General features: G+C 68.3%; 20 protein-coding genes. 8 read left to right on the forward strand and 12 right to left on the reverse strand.

Translation table 11 applies throughout. The features are described 5' to 3' along the window. Positions 1–34: 34 nt before the first annotated feature. From BQ8420_RS15865 to BQ8420_RS15875, 3 genes are all read right to left on the reverse strand, one after another. The gene (locus BQ8420_RS15865) at positions 35–1,531 is read right to left on the reverse strand and encodes a sodium:solute symporter (protein ID WP_087099870.1); all 1,497 of its coding nucleotides are present in this window, start codon (positions 1,529–1,531) and stop codon (positions 35–37) included. Positions 1,532–1,589: 58 nt separating this feature from the next. After that, complete coding sequence (locus BQ8420_RS15870; RefSeq protein ID WP_087099872.1) at positions 1,590–2,768, reverse strand: anhydro-N-acetylmuramic acid kinase; 1,179 nt, start codon at positions 2,766–2,768, stop codon at positions 1,590–1,592. A 114-nt stretch (positions 2,769–2,882) separates the two neighbouring features. Further along, positions 2,883–4,475: a sodium/solute symporter gene (locus BQ8420_RS15875; RefSeq protein ID WP_087099874.1), complete on the reverse strand. Its 1,593-nt coding sequence runs from the start codon at positions 4,473–4,475 to the stop codon at positions 2,883–2,885. Between the two features lie 217 nt (positions 4,476–4,692). Between BQ8420_RS15875 and argG the strand changes: the two genes are divergently transcribed. The 3 genes from argG to BQ8420_RS15890 all read left to right on the forward strand — a co-directional run bounded on the left by argG (position 4,693) and on the right by BQ8420_RS15890 (position 7,177). After that, positions 4,693–6,138 carry an argininosuccinate synthase gene (gene argG / locus BQ8420_RS15880; RefSeq protein ID WP_087099876.1) on the forward strand — a complete coding sequence of 482 codons (1,446 nt, stop codon included), beginning with the start codon at positions 4,693–4,695 and terminating at the stop codon, positions 6,136–6,138. 137 nt (positions 6,139–6,275) lie between these two features. Continuing rightward, positions 6,276–6,668, forward strand: coding sequence for a RidA family protein (locus BQ8420_RS15885; RefSeq protein WP_087099878.1), 393 nt, complete (start codon positions 6,276–6,278; stop codon positions 6,666–6,668). Positions 6,669–6,745: 77 nt separating this feature from the next. Beyond that, positions 6,746–7,177 carry a Fur family transcriptional regulator gene (locus tag BQ8420_RS15890; RefSeq protein WP_087099880.1) on the forward strand — a complete coding sequence of 144 codons (432 nt, stop codon included), beginning with the start codon at positions 6,746–6,748 and terminating at the stop codon, positions 7,175–7,177. Here BQ8420_RS15890 and BQ8420_RS15895 read toward each other — a convergent pair. Next, positions 7,132–7,842, reverse strand: coding sequence for a metalloregulator ArsR/SmtB family transcription factor (locus BQ8420_RS15895; RefSeq protein WP_235006253.1), 711 nt, complete (start codon positions 7,840–7,842; stop codon positions 7,132–7,134). The genes BQ8420_RS15890 and BQ8420_RS15895 overlap by 46 nt on opposite strands. A 136-nt stretch (positions 7,843–7,978) precedes the next feature. On the opposite strand from BQ8420_RS15895, the gene BQ8420_RS15900 reads away from it, so the two are divergent. Then, on the forward strand, positions 7,979–8,590 hold the full coding sequence (locus tag BQ8420_RS15900; RefSeq protein ID WP_087099882.1) for a DUF2249 domain-containing protein: 612 nt from the start codon (positions 7,979–7,981) through the stop codon (positions 8,588–8,590). Here BQ8420_RS15900 and BQ8420_RS15905 read toward each other — a convergent pair. Beyond that, complete coding sequence (locus tag BQ8420_RS15905; protein WP_087099884.1) at positions 8,566–9,555, reverse strand: bile acid:sodium symporter family protein; 990 nt, start codon at positions 9,553–9,555, stop codon at positions 8,566–8,568. The two genes, BQ8420_RS15900 and BQ8420_RS15905, sit on opposite strands and share 25 nt — an antisense overlap. 76 nt (positions 9,556–9,631) lie before the next feature. On the opposite strand from BQ8420_RS15905, the gene BQ8420_RS15910 reads away from it, so the two are divergent. Further along, positions 9,632–10,522: a LysR substrate-binding domain-containing protein gene (locus tag BQ8420_RS15910; RefSeq protein ID WP_235006259.1), complete on the forward strand. Its 891-nt coding sequence runs from the start codon at positions 9,632–9,634 to the stop codon at positions 10,520–10,522. A 24-nt stretch (positions 10,523–10,546) separates the two neighbouring features. Here the strand turns inward: BQ8420_RS15910 and BQ8420_RS15915 are convergent, their stop codons facing one another. Next, positions 10,547–10,750 carry a CsbD family protein gene (locus BQ8420_RS15915; RefSeq protein ID WP_087099888.1) on the reverse strand — a complete coding sequence of 68 codons (204 nt, stop codon included), beginning with the start codon at positions 10,748–10,750 and terminating at the stop codon, positions 10,547–10,549. Between the two features lie 271 nt (positions 10,751–11,021). On the opposite strand from BQ8420_RS15915, the gene BQ8420_RS15920 reads away from it, so the two are divergent. After that, entirely contained in the window at positions 11,022–11,912 is an 891-nt protein-coding gene (locus BQ8420_RS15920) for an NAD(P)H-binding protein (RefSeq protein WP_087099942.1), read from the forward strand. Between the two features lie 284 nt (positions 11,913–12,196). After that, positions 12,197–12,367 (forward strand): hypothetical protein, encoded by a 171-nt coding sequence (locus BQ8420_RS31955; protein WP_160049326.1) that lies wholly within the window; start codon positions 12,197–12,199, stop codon positions 12,365–12,367. A 93-nt stretch (positions 12,368–12,460) separates the two neighbouring features. Here BQ8420_RS31955 and BQ8420_RS15930 read toward each other — a convergent pair whose 3' ends face one another. Next, positions 12,461–13,153, reverse strand: coding sequence for a TetR/AcrR family transcriptional regulator (locus tag BQ8420_RS15930; protein ID WP_087099892.1), 693 nt, complete (start codon positions 13,151–13,153; stop codon positions 12,461–12,463). 123 nt (positions 13,154–13,276) lie between these two features. On the opposite strand from BQ8420_RS15930, the gene BQ8420_RS15935 reads away from it, so the two are divergent. Further along, positions 13,277–14,194, forward strand: coding sequence for an alpha/beta fold hydrolase (locus tag BQ8420_RS15935; protein WP_087099894.1), 918 nt, complete (start codon positions 13,277–13,279; stop codon positions 14,192–14,194). A gap of 7 nt (positions 14,195–14,201) precedes the next feature. On the opposite strand, the gene BQ8420_RS15940 is transcribed toward BQ8420_RS15935, so the two are convergent. The 5 genes from BQ8420_RS15940 to BQ8420_RS15960 form a co-directional block, all read right to left on the reverse strand. Next, positions 14,202–15,203 carry an L-histidine N(alpha)-methyltransferase gene (locus BQ8420_RS15940; protein ID WP_087099896.1) on the reverse strand — a complete coding sequence of 334 codons (1,002 nt, stop codon included), beginning with the start codon at positions 15,201–15,203 and terminating at the stop codon, positions 14,202–14,204. After that, positions 15,200–16,201, reverse strand: coding sequence for an iron-containing redox enzyme family protein (locus BQ8420_RS15945; RefSeq protein ID WP_087099898.1), 1,002 nt, complete (start codon positions 16,199–16,201; stop codon positions 15,200–15,202). Before BQ8420_RS15945 ends, BQ8420_RS15940 begins: the two co-directional genes overlap by 4 nt. Further along, on the reverse strand, positions 16,198–16,413 hold the full coding sequence (locus BQ8420_RS15950; RefSeq protein WP_087099900.1) for a CDGSH iron-sulfur domain-containing protein: 216 nt from the start codon (positions 16,411–16,413) through the stop codon (positions 16,198–16,200). The genes BQ8420_RS15945 and BQ8420_RS15950 overlap by 4 nt, the downstream gene beginning before the upstream one ends. After that, positions 16,406–17,059, reverse strand: a complete 654-nt coding sequence (locus BQ8420_RS15955; protein WP_200815954.1) for a HemK2/MTQ2 family protein methyltransferase — start codon at positions 17,057–17,059, stop codon at positions 16,406–16,408. Before BQ8420_RS15955 ends, BQ8420_RS15950 begins: the two co-directional genes overlap by 8 nt. A 72-nt stretch (positions 17,060–17,131) precedes the next feature. Continuing rightward, on the reverse strand, positions 17,132–17,683 hold the full coding sequence (locus BQ8420_RS15960; RefSeq protein WP_087099901.1) for a snapalysin family zinc-dependent metalloprotease: 552 nt from the start codon (positions 17,681–17,683) through the stop codon (positions 17,132–17,134). Positions 17,684–17,808 lie beyond the last annotated feature (125 nt).

A 17,808-nucleotide genomic window follows, 5' to 3' on the forward strand; every position in this document is an offset into this window, starting at 1 on the left:
GGCGGCCGGGGCCGACCGCCTCACCCGTTCATGTTCAGTGACGCGTGGCGGGGGAGGGGTCGGCATCGGCATCGGCGGTGGGGGAGTCCTCGCGGTGGCGTCGCGACAGCAGGTACCCCAACCCCAGCGTGATGGCGGACCCGATCGCGGTGTACCAGGTGAAGCCCACCAGCCCCGGCTCGAACAGGAACAGCCAGGCCATCGTCGCCACGGCCACCGCGAAGGCGATGGCGGCGTCGATCTGCCTGGCCCGCCGCACCCACAACCCCAGGAAGAACGCGCCCAACAGCCCGCCGTAGGTGATGCTGGCGACGGACAACCCCAGTTCCACCACCGGGTTGTCGGTACCGGTGAACATGGCGGCCGCACCGATGAACACCAGACCCCAGCCCAGGGTGAACAGACGGCTCATGCGCAGCGCCTGCTCGCCTTCCAACCGGCGACGGGAGAACTTCTCGTACAGGTCGGCCATGGTCGAGGACGACAGCGCCGACAGCGACGATGACAGGGTGCTCATCGCGGCCGCCATGATCCCGGCCAGGAGCAGCCCCGACAATCCCGCGGGCAGTCCCTCGGCGATGAACACCGGGAACAGTTCGTCGGAGGTGCTCATCCCCAACTGCTCCACGGTGGCGCGCTCGAAGTAGGAGTACAGCGCCAACCCCACGGTGAGGAACAGCGCGAACTGGACGAACACCACCACGCCGCTGACGATCACGGCCTTCTGCGCGTCGCGCAGTGTGCGGCACCCCAGGAGCCGCTGCACGATGAGCTGGTCGGCGCCGTGGGAGGCGGTGGAGAGCAGGGCCCCGCCCAGTACCGCGGTGACCGTGGCGTAGGGGGCGGAGATCGGGTTCGAGGTGAAGTCCAGGAACCGGGTCTTGCCCTCCTCCGCCGCGACCGCCAGGAAGTTCACGTCGAGGCTGGTCGCGATGACGACCAAGGCCACCACACCACCGACGCAGTACAGCCCCATCTGGAGGACGTCCACCCAGACCACCGCGCGGATGCCGCCCACCAGGGTGTACAGGATGGTCACCACCCCCATGATCGCGACGATCGCGAAGTAGGAGACCTCCAGGCCGATCGAGTCCAGGATGATCTTCATCGGAATGGCCGCGGCGAACAAGCGCACCCCGTCGGCGAGCAACCGGGTGAAGAGGAAGGTGACCGAGGCGGTGGCCTGCATGCCCCGACCGAAGCGCAGCCCCAGGTAGGCGTAGGCGGTGGTCATCTCACCCCGGTAGTACCGGGGCAGCAGCAGGAAGGCGACCACGATCCGACCGAGCAGGTAGCCCACGGCGACCTGGAGGAAGGTGACGTCGCCCAGGTAGGCGACCCCGGGAACGCTGATCACGGTGAGCGCGCTGGTCTCGGTGGCCACCACCGAGAGGCACACTGCCCACCAGGGCAGCTCGCGGTTGCCGATGAAGTAGTCCTTGACGTCGCGTTGGCGACCGGACAGTTTCAGGCCCAACCAGGCCGAACACAGCAGGTAGACGATGATGACGACGATGTCGATGGTCTGCACCGGGCGGTTCCTCCGGAGGGTCTGCGGAACGGATACGGGTGGGCCACGGTCGTCCGGGTCAGCCCCGAGCGGCCTCGATCCGAAGACGCGCGGGTACCCGCGCGGCGGGTTCGGGAAGGCGCAGGGGCTCGGCGCCCGGTGTGAAACGGCCCGCCACGGTCGAGCGGTGGGCTCCCGTACATCCGGGGACCACCCCGGGGATCCCGTGCCAACTCAGGAAACCGATCAGCGCGAAAAGGTACGCCTCCTTGGCGTCCCCGTCCACCCCGATCGCATCGCTGAAGGTGAGCCGCGCCGGCTTCAGGTGGGCGGCCAGACACTCCACCAGTACGGGGTTTCGGGTGCCGCCACCGGAGGCGATCACCTCCGTCACCCCGTGCGGGCGCAGGGCGTCGGCGACGGTGGTCGCGGTGAGCTCGACCAGTGTGGCGAGCAGGTCCCCGTCGTCGGGGCGGCCCGCCTCGCGCAACGACTCCTCCAGGTAATCGGGGCCGAACAGCTCCAGCCCGGTGCTCTTGGGCGGGTCCAACCGGAAGTAGGGCTCGGCGAGCAGGTGGTCCAGTAGTTCCGGGTCGGGGGTGCCGGTACGTGCGAGCGCGCCGTCGACGTCCAGGTCGCGTTCTCCGTCGCTGACCAGGCGCATCGCGGCGTCGAGCAGGGCGTTGGCGGGCCCGGTGTCGAAGGCCAGGGGCGGCGCGCCCTCGCGCACCACGGTCACGTTGGCGATGCCGCCGAGGTTGAGCGCCGCGGTGGGTTCGTTCCGGTCGCCCAGCAACAGGGTGTCCATGACGGCGGCCAGCGGTGCGCCCTGGCCGCCCGCGGCGACGTCCGAGGAGCGCAGGTCGGATACCACGGGAAGCCCGGTGGCCTCGGCGATCCAGGCGGGCTGACCCATTTGGAGGGTGCCGTGCACGGTGGATCCGGTGACCCAGTGGAAGAGCGTCTGTCCGTGGGAGACGACGAGGTCGGCACGACCGCCGCAGAAGGTCCGCATGGCCTCCGTCGCCGCCGCGCCGAACTCCTGGCCGATGCGGGCGTCGACCTGGCACACCGTCTCCAGCGTGGTGGTCGCCGGTGGCAGTGCCGCGCGGATCTGCCACCGCAGGGCGGTCGAGTAGGGGCGGGTGAGGTGGCCCAGCGGGGTCAGTCGGACCAGCTCACCGTCCAGTTCGAGCCGGGCGGCGGCGACGTCGATACCGTCGGCCGAGGTACCGGAGGACACACCGATGACGATCATGCGGCTCCTACGTCGGGGGGAGTCAGGGGGGCGTTCGGTGCGAAGAACTCACCGTTGTCACCGATATACCGTCCGTCGCGGGCGCGTCAACCCTCCCCGGCCCTCTCCTGGGACTCACCCGATGAACGGCGTCACGGCGGCCACGGTGACCAGGCCGAGCAGTAGAGCCTGCACCCGGTAGTTGCGGTACCACGGGGTGCCGGCCAGCTCCTCGGACTCCTGCCGCCAGTTCGCCCGGCTCCAGGTGATGGTGTCGACCTTCTCGGCCGGTGGGGCCTCGGTGCTCAGGGAGACCGCCACGAACACCGCCACGCTCAGCAGGAGCATGAGGCCGGTCGCGTACAGGAACTGCAGGTCGAAGACGCCGAAGACCTCACCCAGGAAGAACGCCACGAGACCGAAGGGCACCACGGTCAGCGTCCATATGCCGGCGGGCACGGACGCCCGTCGCCAGAACAGCCCGCCGAGCAGGACGACGACGAGCGGCATGGTCACGTAGCCCAGGAAGGACTGGAAGTAGGCCACGATCCCGGAGAAGGTGGTGATCACCGGCGCCCACAAAGCGGCCACCACCATGAACACCCCGACCAGGGCCCGACCGATGTTCAGGAGTTGCCGCTCGGTGAACCGGTGGTTCCGGGTCTTGATGAAGTCGTTGACGACCAGGCTGGCCGCGCCGTTGAGTACCGAGTCGAGGGTGGACATCAGCGCGAAGATGAGCGCGGCCACGACCACGCCCCGGATGCCGACCGGAACGAAGTCGAACACCAACGCGGGCCAGACCATGTCGCTGTTCGGGACCTCACCCGGTTCGTAGACGCCTCGGGCGAGGACGCCGGGGAAGATCAGGAACAGCAGGACGGGGAGTTGGAGCGAACCGGCGAACAGCGCGCCCCAACGACCGTGGTCGATGTTCTTGGCGGCCAGGACCCTCTGGACGACGATGTGGTTGGTCACCCACACGTAGAACGACAGCCACAGCGCACCGGTGAAGATCCCCGGCCAGGGGAAGAAGCCGTCGTCCGGCAGTGGGGTGACGGTGAAGCCGTCCTCCGGGGCCAGTTCGGGCAGGGCCGACCAGTCGTAGCCGAACTCGGCGAAGACCAGGACGAACACCGCCGCCCCGGCCGCGAACAGCACCACGCCCTGGATCGTGTCGGTGATCATCACCGACTTCAACCCGCCGATGAGGACGTACCCGCCACCGAGCACCGCGATGATCGCGATGTGAACACCGAGCGGTACCTGCGGGAAGAGCAGGGACAGGACCAGGGAACCCGCGAACATCGCCCCGGCGCTGTCCAACAGCATGGCGGTGACGACGGTGAACCCGGAGAAGGCGTAGCGCGCCCTGCGGTCGTAGCGCCGTTCCAGGAACTCGGGCACCGTGGTGATCTTGGACTGGAGGTAGAAGGGCAGGATCAGCAGGGCGAACACCAGCAGGACGACCGTCGCCATCCACTCGAAGTTCCAGACTGAAATGCCCGTTTCGAATCCGGCGCCGGCCAACCCGAGGTACTGCGTGCCACCGAACTGGGTGGCGAAGAGCGAAAAGCCCACGACCGGCCAGACCATGGTGCGTCCGGCCAGGAAGTAGCTCTCGGTGCCCTCCTGCCTGCGCCCCACCCACAAGGCGACGGCGATGATCGCGGCCACGCTCGCCACCACGACCACGATGTCGATCGGAGCGAGTCGGAACTCCGGCACGTCGACTCCCGGGCTGTCGGTCGGTGGATGCGGCGGAGGACCCCCGCCCTCCTGTGCCGACCACATCGCCACAGGCCGAAGTCCTTGTCGAGCGTCCGCGTCGGTGTGTCGTGGAACGGTCACCACGCGTGAAGCGGGGCGGCGGGATGACCAGGCTCACAGCATCGGGTCGTGATCCGAATTGCATGTTCATTCATAAGGGTGCATGCTTATATCCATGTCCAAGGTACTCACTTCCCTTCCCGCCGGCGAGCGCGTCGGAATCGCCTTCTCCGGAGGCCTCGACACCTCTGTCGCGGTCGCGTGGATGCGCGAGAAGGGTGCCGTCCCGTGCACCTACACCGCTCACATCGGTCAGTACGACGAGCCCGACATCGAGTCGGTGCCCGGCCGCGCCAACGAATACGGGGCGGAGATCACCCGCCTGGTCGACGGTCGCGCCGCCCTGGTCGAGGAGGGGCTGGCTGCCTTGGCCTGCGGTGCCTTCCACATCCGTTCGGGTGGCCGCCCCTACTTCAACACCACGCCCCTGGGGCGTGCCGTCACCGGCACCCTGCTGGTCCGCGCCATGCTCGAAGACGGCGTGCAGATCTGGGGCGACGGCTCCACCTACAAGGGCAACGACATCGAGCGGTTCTACCGCTACGGTCTGCTCGCCAACCCGTCCCTGCGCATCTACAAGCCGTGGCTGGACGCCGACTTCGTCAACGAGCTCGGCGGTCGCAAGGAGATGTCGGAGTGGCTGGTCGAGCGCGACCTGCCCTACCGGGACAGCACCGAGAAGGCCTACTCCACCGACGCCAACATCTGGGGCGCCACCCACGAGGCCAAGTCCTTGGAGCACCTCGACACCGGCATCGAGATCGTCGACCCCATCATGGGCGTCCGTTTCTGGGACCCCGAGGTCGAGATCGCCCCCGAGGACGTCACCATCGCCTTCGACAAGGGGCGTCCGGTCACCATCAACGGCAAGGCCTTCCCCTCCGCCGTCGACCTGGTCCTGGAGGCCAACGCCATCGGTGGTCGTCACGGACTGGGCATGTCCGACCAGATCGAGAACCGCATCATCGAGGCCAAGAGCCGCGGCATCTACGAGGCCCCCGGCATGGCGCTGCTGCACGCCGCCTACGAGCGCCTCGTCAACGCCATCCACAACGAGGACACCATCGAGGCCTACCACAACGACGGTCGTCGCCTCGGTCGCCTGATGTACGAGGGCCGTTGGCTGGAGCCGCAGGCCCTGATGATCCGCGAGTCCCTCCAGCGCTGGGTGGGGACCGCCGTCACCGGTGAGGTCACCCTGCGACTGCGCCGCGGTGAGGACTACTCGATCCTCGACACCAGCGGCCCGGCGTTCAGCTACCACCCGGACAAGCTGTCCATGGAGCGCACCGAGGACTCCGCGTTCGGCCCGGGCGACCGCATCGGTCAGCTGACCATGCGCAACCTCGACATCGCCGACTCCCGCGCCAAGCTGGAGGACTACTCCCGGCTCGGCATGGTCGGCAGCGAGCACCCGACGACGATCGGTGCCGCCCAGGCGGCCTCGACCGGCCTCATCGGTGCGATGCCCGAGGGCGGCGCTGAGGTCATCGCCTCGCGCGGCTCGGTCGACGAGGACGAGTGGCTCGACCACGCCGCCATGGAGTCCGGCACCGACTAGCCTCACCCGGCACGAACGGCGTCGGCCGCCCCGAAAGTGACGGGGCGGCCGACGCCGTCTCGCGGCCCTTGACCTCAAGTCCCCTTGACGTCCTAGCGTCGTGTTCCGTCAGTGATCCCACCTGAACGGAGCAGAGCATGCGACGCACACCCGTCAACCCATGGACCTATCCCGAGGGCATGGACCAGGGGATCCTCATCGAAGGGCACCGGCGCCTGCTGTTCGTCAGCGGGCAGTGCGCGGTCGACGCGCAAGGCGCCTCTCTGTATCCGGGGGACATGCGGGCTCAGACACTGGCCGCGCTGGACAACGTCGAGGAGGTCCTGCGCGCGGCCGGAATGGGGTTGGACGCCATCGTTCGGATGAACACGCATGTCACCGAAATCGACGCCTTCCTGGCCGAGGCGGCCGAACCCATGGCCGAGCGGCTGGCCGCCTTCGACGTCCGACCGCCGGGTGTGCTCTCGGAGGTCACCAGGTTGGGGCGTGCGGATCTGCTGGTGGAGTTGGAGGCCTTCGCGGCCGACTGAGGCGGAGGGGAAGCCCGACGCAGGGTGGAAATATCCCATAACTTGACTGACTCCAGAAAACTCTGCACACTTGGAGTATGCCAACCCCTTCGGATTTCGAGCACATGCTGCGCGAGTCCGCTCTGCGGGTGACGGGCCCTCGGATAGCTGTGCTTTCCGCCGTGCACGACAACCCGCACGCGGACACGGAGTCGATCATCGACGTCGTGCGAGGAAGACTCGGCACGGTTTCCAACCAGGCCGTCTACGACGTTCTCAAGGCCCTGACCTCCTCCGGCCTGGTGCGACGCATCCAGCCCCAAGGCACGGTCTCTCGTTATGAGACACGGGTCGGAGACAACCACCACCACGTCGTGTGTCGCTCGTGCGGCGCCATCGCCGACGTCGAGTGCGCCGTCGGCCACGCGCCCTGCCTCACCGCCTCCGGCGGCCACGGTTTCGCCATCGACGAGGCCGAGGTCGTCTACTGGGGCGTGTGCGGCGAGTGCTCCTCGGTAGAGGTTTCCTGAGCATTCCCGCCGAGCGGGCGGACGTTGCCCAGGTGGGCCGAGCACACGTCCGGTTCGACGAAGGCGTCGAGTCGGTCGACGGTGACCTCGGAGTCCCACGCCTCCATCGCGCCCCGCATGAGCCCCAGGTGCAGCGAACACACCACCTCGCGGCGCTCCAGCGCCAGCTCCAGGAACGGGCAGTGCCGTAGGTCGATCCGCCGCCGGCCGCCGCCCGTGTCGGTGGGCTGCTCGGGGGTGAAGTCCAGCTCGTCGAGCATGTGCCTCAGGCGAGTGACCGCATCCGATGAGTCACCCGATCCGGTCCCCATGCCCTCCGCTTGGCGGCGCCCCCAGACGCGGCCGGCCTCGATCGCCCGCTGCCGTGGATCGGGGGTGTCGGCGAGGCTCTCGGCGAGCGCCTCGGCCAGCGCGAGGTAGTGTCGCGGACCCTTCGGGTCCATGCCCCGGACCGGCCGGTACAGGCGGGCCGGGCGCCCCGGAACTCCGCGTTCGGCGCTGATGTGCTCGACCTGACCGTTGGCGGTCAGGGTCTCCAGGTGGAACCGGACGGTGTTGGCGTGCACGCCGAGCCGCTCGGCGATCTCGGTGATCTCCATCGGCCGGCGCGTGTCCCGCAGGACCCGCAACACCTCTTCACGTCGTCCCGTCTTCGGCTCGCTCAACCCTCTTCCCTCCGCGGCCCCCGAAGGGGCAGGCTCGCGATCAACGGGCGGCCAACCCTACCGGCGCGAGTACGTAGGTCATGCCCTAGAGTTTATACAAGTCAGAGTTGTAATAAATCTCAGGCAGGAGCGGAAGATGGCATCGAAGGAAGCGAACGCCCCCGAGGCATCGGTTCTGGACGTTCGTGGAATGCGCAAGCCCGACAAGCACCCCACGATCTTCCGCACCTACGCCGACCTGCCGGTGGGTGGGGCGTTCGTACTGGTCAACGACCACGACCCGAAGCACCTGCGCGATGAGTTCGAGGACGAGTACGGGGTCGGCTACGGCTGGGACTACCTCAATCGCGAGACGCGCGACTGGCGGATCCGGATCACGAAGAAGGCGACCACGGCGCTGCCCCGCGTGCTGGTCGACACCGCCGAGACCACCGCCGACAACACCGAGGCCGACATGACCGGTGCCCTCTGGAAGCTCCAGCCGCGCGAGCGGGACCTGGACTCCCAGATCATCGAACTCCGCCCCGAGGACACGATCGAGGCGCACACCGGCCCAGACTTCGACGTGCTCGTCCACGTTCTGGCCGGTGGTGGGCGCGTGGCCACCGAACTCGACACCGTCGACCTCGAACCCGGCGCCGTGCTGTGGTTGCCCCGACGTTCCCACCGGAGCTTCACCGCCGGCCCCGAAGGGCTGCGCTACCTGAGCGTGCACCGCCGCCGTCAGGGACTCCTGTTGGCCGACTGAGGGTCCGGCGTCCGGGAAGCGGCCCGGCGGGCGATCACCGCGCAGACGAGCAGTTGGATCAGGTGGAAGATCATCAAGGGCAGGACGTACATCCCCACCTGTTCCGACGGGAACAGCAGGATGGCCATGGGAAGCCCGCTCACCTGGCTCTTCTTCGAGCCACAGAACATCAGGACGATCTGGTCGGGCCGATCCATCCGCAGCACGCGGCCCAGGCAGGTGAACAGGGTGAGCACGATCGCCAGGAGTACGCACGAGACCAGGACGACCACGAGCAGCTGCGAGGGCGGGACGACCTGCCACAGCCCCTGCGTCACGCCGACACTGAAGGCGGCGTACACCACGAGCAGCACCGAGCCCTGGTCGACCACCGACACCGCGAGGGAGTGGCCCTTCAGCCACGGCCCGATCCGTCGGTGCAGGAGCTGACCGGCGACGAAGGGCACCACGAGCTGACCGAAGATCCCGAGCAGTGACTCCGCGGTGATCTCCACCGCGGAGCCCAGCAGGAACGCGGCCAGCAGCGGGGTCAGCACCACCCCCAACACGTTGGAGATCGACGCCGAGCTCACCGCCAGCGCCACGTTGCCGCGGGCGATCGAGGTGAACGCGATGGAGGACTGCACGGTCGAGGGCAGGATGCACAGGAACAGGAAACCCGTGGCCATCACCGGACTCAGCACCGAGGACGGCAATGCCACGATCCCCAGGCCGAGCAAGGGGAAGATCAGGAACGTGCAGCCCAGCACGAGCAGCTGGAAGCCCCAACGGGAGAACCCCTGCCGGGTCTCGGCGGGGGAGAGCTTGGCCCCGTGGAGGAAGAACAGCAGACAGATCGCCACGACGGTGAGGTGGTCCAACGCGTCCGCCGCTACACCACGGGCCGGCACCAACGTCGCCACCACGGGCAACATCAGCAACAGGAGCAGGAACGGGTCGAGGACGCGGCGCAGGCGGGAGAGCATGCGTCCACTCTCCCGGCCGCGTGCTCATTCGGAAACAGGGATACCGTACTGACTGTATTCAGCTAACGTGATGACCATGGAGAGCGAGCTCGACCTGGTGCGGGTGCGCACCTTCGTCACGGTGGCCGGGGGACTCAGCTTCTCCGGGGCGGCGCGGCGGCTCGGCCTGAGCCAGTCCGCGGTGAGCCAGCACGTACGGCGCCTGGAAACGGCGATCGGACGGACGTTGCTGGAGCGTGACACCCACACCGTGCGCCTGACGGCCGCAGGAGAGGCCTTCCTGGGCTACGCCCAGCGCATCCTCGACCTGAACGACGAGGCGATCGGTGCCGTGGTCTCCTCCCAGCCACGAGGGCGAGTACGGTTCGGCGTCTCCGAGGACTTCGCCCTGACCCGCCTGCCGGACTTCCTACGCCGCTTCCGGGCGCTCCACCCGCACGTCGACCTGGAGTTCACCGTCGAACTCAGCGTGACGTTGCACCGCCGACTGCGGGCCGGGGAACTCGACGCCGTACTCGCCATGCGCCTGAACGCCACCACGGGTGTGGACGCCTTCCGGCCCCGGACGCTGTTCCACGACCCGTTGGTGTGGGTCTCGGCCCCCGACGTCCGGGTCGACACGGACGAACCGGTTCCGTTGGTGCTCTACCCCAGACCGAGCCTGACCCGCGACGCCGCGCTGGACGCCTTGATGTCCGCCGAGCGCGCACACCGTGTGGTCTGCACCTCGGGGAGCCTGAGCGGGCTCCGCGCGGCGGCCCTCGCCGGGCTCGGTGTCATGCCGTTCGCGCGCTCGCTCATCCCGGACGGCTTGGTCCACCGGGACCACGGGCTACCCGAACTGCCCGAGACGGCCTTCGTGCTGATGACCCGTGGCACCACGTTCCCGCCGGCGGTGCGGGCACTCGTGGAGGCCCTCCAGGACGACCACCGCGAACTGCGGGTGGAACGGCCGGACGAACCCTGACGGGTGTGGGGAGAGTGGCGGGGGTCAGCGCCTGCCCGCGCGAAGGTCGCGCACGGTTCCACGGACGCTGTCCTTGAAGTTCGAGGTGCGCCGGATGGCCTTGCCCTTGAACTGTTCGAAACGGCCTCGGGAGCGCATCCGGGAGTTCCCCGTCGCACGCCCGGCCAGTTCCCTGACCCTGCCGCGTACCTGGGCGGCACTACCCCTGAGTTTCTCTGACCGGCTCATGAGCCCTCCTCCTGAAGGATCGGTGGCATCGCTTGCCCGTCTCACTCGGTTACCTGCCACTTCTGCGGGATTTCATGCGGACACGACCCGGAGAAATCGACGTGGCATGGCGCACACTCGTGTTCCCGTTGGGCGCGCAGCTATTTCCCTGATTGGAGACCTGAAAGGAAAGGGATTCAATTGAACTGCACGATTATCCAAGAAAGTCTCCACATGTGGTTCAAGGATATTCTCGAAGGGTGAGAATGATTTTCGACCCGAAGGGATGGCCATGCGAGTACTCGTCACCGGGGCCACCGGAAACGTGGGCCGGAACGTGGTCCACGGACTCGCCGAACAGGGACACGAGGTCCACGCGCTCAGCCGACGGCCCGAACAGCACACCTTCCCCGAATTCCCCCGACCGGTCCGGACCCACGCGGGAGACCTCGAACGTCCGGACACCCTCGCCGCCGCTTTGGAGGGGGTCGAAGCGCTCTTCCTCTTCCCGGTCCCCGACACGGCGGAACGGGTCGTCGACCTGGCCGTCGATTCAGGGGTCCGCCGGATCGTGCTCCTGTCCTCGGGCGCGGTCACCAGTGGACACGACACCGACTTCCACCTGCCGATCGAACACACGGTGGAAGCCTCCGGCCTGGAATGGACCCACGTGCGTCCCGGCGAGTTCGCCATGAACAAGCTCGCGCTGTGGGGCCCCATGATCCGAGCCGAACGAGCCGTGTACGACCCGGCCCCCGACTTCGGCTGGTTCCCCGTGCACGAGAGGGACATCGCCGACGTCGCCGTGCTCGCACTCACCGAGGAGGGCCACACCGGGCGCGCCCACACCCTCAACGGCCCCGAGTTCCTGACCCACCGCCGCCAGGTCGAACTGATCGCCGAAGCCCTCGGCGAGGACATCCGGTTCCAGCCGGTCACCCCGGAACAGGCCCGGGAACGCTATTTGGCCCAGGGCGGGTTCGCCGCCGCCAACGCCGACTTCCTCTTGGGCTTCGAGGACTACGGCGGCGCCGAGTCCGAGTCCGAGTCCGATCCGGGCGGGCAGGAGTCCCCCGCCCCGGCCGAGTTCGGACCGATGCCCACCGCCGCCGAGGTCATCGGTCGCCCCGCTCGCACCTTCGGCCGGTGGGCTCGTGACCACGCCCCCGAGTTCCGCACCTGAGCAGGGTGCTTGCCCTGGCCTTGCCGCGAGCTCCGCGTTTCCCGAGGATTCCCTCTGATTTCACTACGTCCACATCGCGCGAAGCGGCTGGTGTGATCACGCATGCGGAGAATATGAAGCCCCGCGGTTCGTGCTTGGCCAACCTGTTGGCTGCGTCAGCGCAGGTGGCGTGTTTGGATGGTTCTTTGGGTGGGCTCGGGGATCACTCCATGAACGGGGGTGTCCAACCGGTTCCCGGCGGCTGCCCGCTCCGCCGCGTCGTCGTAGTGATTCAGGGGGAAACGGTGCGCGTCATCTTGGTCGTGCTCGGTCTGTTCGCGATGGCCGCACTGGTCCTTTGGGCGATGCTGTGGTGGCCGCTCAGCCTCGTCGAGTGGTGCTTCGTGACCCTCGCCGGTCTGGCGCTGGTGTGGGTCACCGCCGGGCTCATATGGGAGCGTCCCCGGAGACACTGAGGCCGGAGACGGACACGATCGCCCCGACATCGACGCCCCGAAGTCGATGCCCGCCCGAAACCGATGTGCCGAAACCGATGCTCCGAGACGGTTTCAGGGTGTCTCGATGAGGCCGGTGAGCACCCGGCGCACCATCCGTTCGAACAGGGTGTGCGTGTCCTGTGCCGCTTCGGTCCCAGGGCTGTCGGAGAGCGCGGCGGTGAGAAACGGATGTCGTTCCTCGGTGGCGGCGGTGACCAGGTAGGACATGGTGGCCTGTGCGGGGTCGCTCGATGAGTGTCGGCGGCGCAGTTCGGTGCGGGCGAACAGGGTCACCAGCCCGTTGAGCAGCCCGATGGTCTCCAGCCGAGTTGATCGGGACAACGACGTCGGCTCCAATGCCCGCAGTATCCGTTCCAGGTAGTCCATGCCCAGGGGGCCCACGGTGGGTTCCGTGGGCAGGTCGAGTAGCCATGGGTGACGTAGGTACACCTGCTTCTGGCGGCCGGCGAGCGTGGCCAGGTCCTCGACCGGGTCCCCGCTCGACGGGAGGTCCAGATCGATCTCGCTCGTGACGGCGTCGGCCATGAGATCGAGCAGATCACCGCGGGTGGAGATGTAGCGGTAGAGCGAGGCGGGTCCGGTTCCCAACCGCTTGGCGACCTGCCGCATGGACACCGCCGGGAGACCGCCCTCGTCCGCAAGCCGGATCGCCGCGCTGGTGAGCTCCCTCCGGCTGCGCTCCGGCGCCGGGCCCCGCGCCCCTCGCTCGGGGCGGTCCCACACGGTCTTCGGTTCCTCGGCCACAGGCCCCCCGTTTCTCCCTATTACCAGTGTCCCTATAGTAATACTGAGAACAGCGATCGCAGTATTGTAAAAGGCCGGCGGCCAGCGGCCAGCGGCCAGCGGCAAGAGACAAGGGGCAAGGACATGGATCGACCACGATGGACCCCCACCCTGTGGGCGCACAACGGCGACATACGGCTGGCTCATGACACATGGGCCGGCGCGGACGACGGCGATCCACTACTGCTCATCATGGGTCTGGGCGTCAGCCGGTACTGGTGGCCGGACGACCTGTGCCGGTCCATGGCCGAACACGGTTTCTCGGTCGCGCGCTATGACCAGCGTGACGCCGGAGAGTCGACCCACCTTCCGCCGACCAGGACCCGCCTGCCGGTCACCGCCCTGTTCGGCAGGCGAGGCGAGGCCTACACGGCCGAGGACATGGCCGACGACGCCATCGCGGTGTTGGACGAACTCGGCTGGGACTCGGCGCACGTGTTCGGCATGTCGCTCGGTGGCGCCGTCGCGCAGCGCGTCGCGGTCCGACACCCGGACCGTGTCCGCACCCTGACCTCGATGTCGGCGGTTCCCGGGGACGCGGCGGGCCTGGGCCTGTTCCGGTACATCCACCTCCCCGCGCTCGCCGGGCTCAGCCGGATGCGCTTCCCGGACACCAGGGAGGGTGCGGTGCAGGCCTCACTCGCCATCGCCCGGTTCTGCGCCGCACCCGGGCAGCCCTTCGACGAAGAAGAGGCCCGGGAGAGGGCCGAACGCCTGGCCGACACGGGTGCCCGTGACAACCGGGCGCAGAGCCGCCAGATCGGCGCCCAATGGCACGGCCCCGGGATCAGCACGATCGCGGCCCCGACCCTGGTCCTGCACGGCCAGGACGACCCACTGATCCGCCCACGCGCGGCCTCCGCCATCGCCTCCCGGATCCCGGGCGCGCACCTGGTCACCCTGCCGGGCGTCGGCCACGACATCCCCGGCCCGGTACGGCACACCGTCGCCGCGAGAATGCGCGCACTCGCGGATGACCCTGGGAAGGGGTTCGACCCCTGACGTTCGCTCAGCTCTGGTCCCGGCGGAACAGGAACAGCCCGTACCCGGCCTCGGAATCCACCCACCGGGCCCGCGGAGTGAAACCGTGGGCCCCCACTTCGTCGGCCAACCCTTGCTCATCGAACTTCACCGAGTAGCCGACGTTGAGGAACCGTCCACGCGGTAGGTGCAGGGTGAGGTCGAGCCCCGGCACGTGCACCGTCCGTTCGGCCCGCGCGTGCAGACAACCCTCCACGGTCGAGGCCTCCGCGTTGTACCACGCCTTCGGGACGAAGTCGTCTAGCACGAAGTCGGCGCCGTAGCGGTCATTGAGCCGGGTGAGGTAGTTGAGTCGGAAGTCGGCGAAGGCCGAGTGCCCGGGTGGATCGTTGTAACAGGTCTCCAGGGCCTCACGGCCCTTGTCCAGGTCGGCGGAGACGAGGAAGCTCTCACCCGGTCTCAGACAGCGCGCGATCTCTCCGATCAACCCGTCACGTTCCTCCCGTGTGGCGTTGCCGAAGCTGCTCCCCAGGAAGACGACCGCGAGCGGTTCACCGGGGTGGGTGCGCAACCATTCCAGCCCCGCCTCGTAACGCCCCCACAGGCCCGTGACCGCCAAACCGTCCAACTCCGAGCGCAACGTCGCGGCGCTGGAACGCAGCATGCTCTCGTCGACGTCGATCGGTAGATAGGTGGTCGGGCGCAGGCGCACGCAGTTCTCCAGCAGCAATCGCGTCTTCTTCGCGCTGCCACTGCCCAGTTCCGCGATCCGCCCACCACCGAGTGCCTCGGCGATCTCCGAGGCGTGCCGTTCCAGAAGGCCGCGTTCGACCCGGGTCAGGTAGTAGGTGGGCAGCTCGGTGATCTGTTCGAAGAACCGGGAGCCGACCGCGTCGTAGCCGAGCCAGGGAGGCAACCGAGGCGGTGTTCCCCGCAGGTTGTCGCGCACGACGCTGTCCTCCGGCACGACGTCGTCCGGGTCGGCGAGCCGGACGACGTCGGCCCGCGTCTCGGATTCAGGGAACGTCATGGGCTCTTCACCCCGGCCTCGGCGCGGAAGCTCGACTCACCGTGGCGCCAATGCTGGAACAGGTACTCCTCCAACCGGCCGGCCAGGAACAGACTGCTGCGGATCCCGAACACGACGTCGGCGGTCAGCTCGGGTTCGGCGCGGAGCAGTGGCGTGATCACCTCACGTCGGATGAGCTGCTCGTGCACCGCGTCGGCCTCGACGTGCTCGGCGTAGAAGTGGATGGCGGCCGGACCGCAACCCAACCTCCGCATGGCCTTGACCAGCCGGTCCGAGCCGGGAGAGGAGGTGAGCTCGACGGTGGCGAACTGCCCGATCAGCGCCGCGCGCAACCCACGGTGCAGCCCGCACAACGACATGAAGTTGACCTCGGCGAGCATCGCGGCGGGAGCGGAGTCGACATAGGCGCCGTAGACGTCGGAGAGACCGAGTTCGGCCATCATGTCGGCGAAGAGCTTCGAGTGCGTCCGCTCGGGGTCGCCCGCACCGTACTCGTCGTGCTGCACCGTCACCAGGGCGGCTTTCGGCGGACCGTCCAGGCGCGGGATGACGAAGGTCTGCGGGTCGGCCTCCTTCAGGTGGTAGAGCGACCGGTGCGCGACGTACTCTCGCAGCTGCCACAGCTCGCCGCGGCGGCGCAGGTAGTGGGAGATGCCGAAAGCGTCGAGGTGCTCGACGAGGAGCCCGTTGAGCTCGTCGTCGATGTCCGTGCCGGTGGGCACGTCCTCCCTGAGCGCGTTGAGGAAAACCCGCTCCAACTCGGCGCGGACCGTCAGCAACGCCGGGTCCCATTCACGGTCGTCGTCGACTCCGTCGAAACCACGGTAGTGAAGCTCGTAGCAGCAGTAGAGCGCCAGTTGGAGATCGTCTCCATAGGGCGCGGCACCGTCCACGGCGGGAACCTCGGTCGGGTCTCCGCGCAGTGCCGACAGGACCCCCTCCGAGATAGGGCCGCGAGGGACCGGAAGCGTCGGCGCCTTCGGCTTCGTCGTGGTCATGAGGTGTTCTCCTCCCCCTCTTCGTCGCGTACGCGACGACGGTGGCTGGTGTCGCAGAACGGGCGGCGTCCACTGCGACCGCACGCGCACAACGCGGTGACCGCCCGGTCGCTGAGCACGCGTGTTCCATCCGACATCTCCACGTCGACCGGGCCGTAGACGAGGATCGGGCCTTCGTCGGTGACGATGACTCGGCGACGGGCCTCAGCCATGGCACGCCTCGATGACCACGAGTTCCTCCTCCGTCTGGTCGGGGCCGATCAGCCCTTGGGCACGCAGCTCCGGGGCGCGCGTTCGCAGCACCGGCCCGAACGGGATGTGGGCTCGGGCCAGGACCTTCGCCACCAGCCCGGCCTTCGCGAGTCGGTCCAAGGTGGCCGGTTCGTCGGCGAGTGTGGACTGCACGAGCAGCAGCGCGCCGTCCTCGCTGAGTACCGAGGACACCCCCGAACAGATGCGATTCAGCAGGACCCGACCGTCCAGTCCCGCGTCCCAGCACCTCGCCGCCCGGTGTCGGGACGGCATCGGACCGACACCGGGCACATAGGGCGGGTTGGCGAGCACGAGGTCGAAGCGATGCGTGGCCACGGGGGCGAACAGGTCGCCGCGTCGGACCGTCGCCGAGATCCCGTGGATGCGGCTGTTGAGCCAACTCGCCACGACCGAGCGGAGGGACAGGTCGATCGAGGTGAGGCTGGTCGCCCCGGCACGGAAGGCCTCGATGCCGAGGGCCCCGGTGCCCGATCCGACATCGAGGACCGAACGGCCGGCGAGCCGGCCGCGCTGACGCAGTACCTGACGTAGTAACGAGGTGTCCTCTTGCGCCCGGTACACACCGGGAGGTCTCACCAGCAACATGGCTGTACCACTACCCGACCCGGGAAGTGGACAATCGCCACCTTCGGACACCTCGTCGCGATCGATCTCCGGTCAGACACGGTCGACCAGGATCCGTCCGTCGGCGGCGCGCTGCCCGGCCAGGCCACTGCCGTAATTGGCTTCGACCCGCGAACGTTCGGAGTCGTCGGGGGAGGAACTGGTGCAGTCCACACCGCCGGTGGAACCCGACATCAGCGAGGAGCAGGGTCCGGGCTTGGCGTCGGGCAGACCCAGGCTGTGGCCGAGTTCGTGCGCGGCGATGCGCACGGCGTCGTAGCCTTCGGCGGTGCCTTGGCGGCCCATCCAGACGGTGACCTGCCCGCCCGGACGCACCGGGCCCAGGTGGGCGCGGGGCCAGTCGTCGTCGGCGATGATCAGGATCTCCGAGTGCTGTCCGTCGGAGGCGGGTTCCAGGCGCACGTTGTCGACGCTGGAGTTCCACACGTCCACGGCCGAGGAGACGGCGGAGGTGTACTCCGCGGCACGGCTGTCGTCGTAGTACAGGACGGTCTCGTCAGCGGCCACGGCCGGTGCGGTGCCCACCAGCATCAGTGCCAGCGCGCTCAGTGCGATCAGCGGGGATGTGAGGATACGTCTCAGCACGGGGGTCTCCCTGGGGTGAAGGCGCCGATATCGTCAGTGACCCTGTGGGGTCGGGGCGATGCTATGTGTAGCGACGTATCACCACAAGGAGTGCAGAGCACCCGATTGCGGCACTGTTCGGTCTT

This window comes from Nocardiopsis sp. JB363, assembly GCF_900143625.1.
Taxonomy (GTDB): Bacteria; Actinomycetota; Actinomycetes; order Streptosporangiales; family Streptosporangiaceae; genus Nocardiopsis.

Excerpts from the sequence above, each read along its gene's own strand:
- BQ8420_RS15905 (WP_087099884.1), bottom strand. The coding sequence starts at position 9,555 with ATGCTCTCCCGCCTGCGCCGCGTCCTCGACCCGTTCCTGCTCCTGTTG.
- BQ8420_RS15915 (WP_087099888.1), bottom strand. The coding sequence starts at position 10,750 with ATGAGCCGGTCAGAGAAACTCAGGGGTAGTGCCGCCCAGGTACGCGGC.
- BQ8420_RS15940 (WP_087099896.1), bottom strand. The coding sequence starts at position 15,203 with ATGACGTTCCCTGAATCCGAGACGCGGGCCGACGTCGTCCGGCTCGCC.
- BQ8420_RS15950 (WP_087099900.1), bottom strand. The coding sequence starts at position 16,413 with ATGGCTGAGGCCCGTCGCCGAGTCATCGTCACCGACGAAGGCCCGATC.
- BQ8420_RS15900 (WP_087099882.1), top strand. The coding sequence starts at position 7,979 with ATGGCATCGAAGGAAGCGAACGCCCCCGAGGCATCGGTTCTGGACGTT.
- BQ8420_RS15945 (WP_087099898.1), bottom strand. The coding sequence starts at position 16,201 with ATGACCACGACGAAGCCGAAGGCGCCGACGCTTCCGGTCCCTCGCGGC.
- argG (WP_087099876.1), top strand. The coding sequence starts at position 4,693 with ATGTCCAAGGTACTCACTTCCCTTCCCGCCGGCGAGCGCGTCGGAATC.
- BQ8420_RS15935 (WP_087099894.1), top strand. The coding sequence starts at position 13,277 with ATGGATCGACCACGATGGACCCCCACCCTGTGGGCGCACAACGGCGAC.
- BQ8420_RS15870 (WP_087099872.1), bottom strand. The coding sequence starts at position 2,768 with ATGATCGTCATCGGTGTGTCCTCCGGTACCTCGGCCGACGGTATCGAC.
- BQ8420_RS15890 (WP_087099880.1), top strand. The coding sequence starts at position 6,746 with ATGCCAACCCCTTCGGATTTCGAGCACATGCTGCGCGAGTCCGCTCTG.
- BQ8420_RS15955 (WP_200815954.1), bottom strand. The coding sequence starts at position 17,059 with ATGTTGCTGGTGAGACCTCCCGGTGTGTACCGGGCGCAAGAGGACACC.
- BQ8420_RS15885 (WP_087099878.1), top strand. The coding sequence starts at position 6,276 with ATGCGACGCACACCCGTCAACCCATGGACCTATCCCGAGGGCATGGAC.
- BQ8420_RS15920 (WP_087099942.1), top strand. The coding sequence starts at position 11,022 with ATGCGAGTACTCGTCACCGGGGCCACCGGAAACGTGGGCCGGAACGTG.
- BQ8420_RS15910 (WP_235006259.1), top strand. The coding sequence starts at position 9,632 with ATGGAGAGCGAGCTCGACCTGGTGCGGGTGCGCACCTTCGTCACGGTG.